The 2405-nt window shown below is 68.9% G+C and carries 1 protein-coding gene; it reads left to right on the top strand.

Annotated features, from left to right (window positions below; genetic code table 11):
* On the top strand, window positions 1-2405 hold a 2405-nt coding region (gene purL / locus AB4Y84_RS19435; protein ID WP_442250701.1), incomplete at both ends, for a phosphoribosylformylglycinamidine synthase.

Genomic DNA, 2405 nt, shown 5'->3' with positions numbered 1-2405 from the left:
GCGCCTCGGCCTGGCCATGGCGCAGGACGAGATCGACTACCTGCGCGAGCGCTTCACCGCGCTGGGCCGGTCGCCGTCGGACGTGGAACTGATGATGTTCGCGCAGGCCAATTCCGAGCACTGCCGGCACAAGATCTTCAACGCCAGCTGGACCATCGACGGCCAGGAGCAGGACCGCTCGCTGTTCCGGATGATCAAGAACACCCACCAGCAGACCCCGCAGCACACGCTCAGTGCGTACAGCGACAACGCGGCGGTGATCGAAGGCCATCCGGCCTCGCGCTATCGCCCGGACCCGGCCAGCGGCGAGTACCGCCGCGAACCGCAGGTGCCCAGCGCGTTCCAGATCAAGGTGGAAACGCATAACCACCCGACCGCAATCGCCCCGTTCCCGGGCGCGTCGACCGGCGCGGGTGGCGAAATCCGCGATGAAGGCGCGACCGGTCGCGGCGGCAAGCCGAAGGCCGGCCTGAGCGGTTTCTCGGTCTCGCACCTGCGCATTCCCGAGCTGCCGCAGCCGTGGGAAGCGCCGCGCGCGCTGAACCCGCGCATGGCGCCGGCGCTGGAGATCATGACCGACGGCCCGCTCGGCGGCGCTGCGTTCAACAACGAGTTCGGCCGCCCGGCACTGCTCGGCTACTTCCGCAGTTTCGAACTGCCGGAAGGCGCCGACCTGGTGCGCGCCTACGACAAGCCGATCATGCTGGCCGGTGGCCTCGGCGCCATTGATCGCGTGCAGGTCGACAAGATCCTGCTGCAGGACGGCGATGCCGTGATCGTGCTCGGCGGCCCGGCGATGCTGATCGGCCTCGGCGGCGGTGCCGCCAGTTCGGTCGCCTCCGGTGAAAGCGCCGAGGACCTGGACTTCGCCAGCGTGCAGCGCGACAACCCGGAGATGGAGCGTCGCTGCCAGGAGGTCATCGACCGCTGCGTGGCGATGGGTGCCAACAACCCGATCAAGTTCTTCCATGACGTCGGTGCAGGTGGCCTGTCCAACGCCATTCCCGAACTGCTGCACGATTCCGGCGTGGGCGGCATCATCGACCTGGGCAAGGTGCCCACCGACGATCCGTCGCTGTCGCCGATGCAGCTGTGGTGCAATGAGTCGCAGGAGCGCTACGTACTCGGTGTGGCGCAGGAGCGCCTGGCTGAATTCGCCGCGCTGTGCGCGCGCGAGCGCTGCCCGTTCGCTGCGGTCGGTGTCGCCACCGCAGCCGAACACCTGGTGGTGGCCTATGGTGCCGTGCCGGGCAACATCCCGGCCGATGCACCCATCGATTTGCCGATGGACGTGCTGTTCGGCAAGCCGCCGAAGATGCACCGTGATACCGCGCACCCGCCGGCACCACGCTGGCCGGCGCTGAAGACCGGTGGCCTGGATCTGCAGGAAGCCGGTCTGCGCGTGCTCGCGCATCCGACGGTAGCCTCCAAGAACTTCCTGGTCACCATCGGCGATCGTAGCGTGGGCGGCCTGACCGCGCGCGAGCAGATGGTTGGCCCGTGGCAGCTGCCGGTGGCCGACGTGGCGATCACCCTGGCCGATTTCGACGGCGTGGCCGGCGAGGCGATGGCACTGGGTGAACGCACGCCGCTGGCGCTGCTGGACGCTGCCGCTTCGGCCCGCATGGCCGTTGGCGAAGCATTGACCAACCTGTGCGCAGCCCCGGTCGACGCGCTCGATGAAATCAAGTTGTCGGCGAACTGGATGGCCGCTGCAGGCCACCCGGGCGAAGACGCGCTGCTGTACGACGCGGTGAAGGCGGTCGGCATGGAACTGTGCCCTCAGCTGGACATCAGCATCCCGGTGGGCAAGGACTCGCTGTCGATGCAGGCGCAGTGGCACGACCAGGGCGCGGCGCACAAGAGCGTGTCGCCGGTATCGCTGGTGATCACCGCGTTCGCGCCGGTGGCCGATGCACGCCAGCAGCTGACCCCGCTGCTGGACCGCGATATCGACAGTGAGCTGTGGTTGATCGGCCTCGGTGCCGGCAAGCAGCGCCTGGGCGGTTCGATCCTGGCCCAGGTGCACGCCGACCACGGCGACCTGCCGGCCTTCGCCGGTGCCGCCCCGGACCTGGACGATCCGCAGCGCCTGCGTGGCTTCTTCGAGCTGATCCGCGATGCACGCCAGTCCGGCCTGCTGCGCGCGTACCACGACCGCAGCGACGGTGGCGCGTTCGCCGCGTTGTGCGAAATGGCCTTCACCTCGCGCCTGGGCCTGGACATCACCCTCGACGCCTGGGGCGATGATCCGTTCCGCAGCCTGTTCAATGAAGAGCTGGGCGCCGTAGTGCAGATCGCCCGCGAAGACCGCGCTGCGTTCGCCGACCTGGTCGAGCGCCACGCGCTGACCGAATGCGCGCAGCGCATCGCCAAGCCGACCACCGCGCCGGTGGTGCGGGTGT

Origin of the sequence: Stenotrophomonas sp. 2YAF22, from assembly GCF_052114665.1 — a bacterium.
GTDB classification, from domain to species: Bacteria; Pseudomonadota; Gammaproteobacteria; order Xanthomonadales; family Xanthomonadaceae; genus Stenotrophomonas; species Stenotrophomonas indicatrix.
This window is presented reverse-complemented; position numbering and strand designations above follow the sequence as displayed.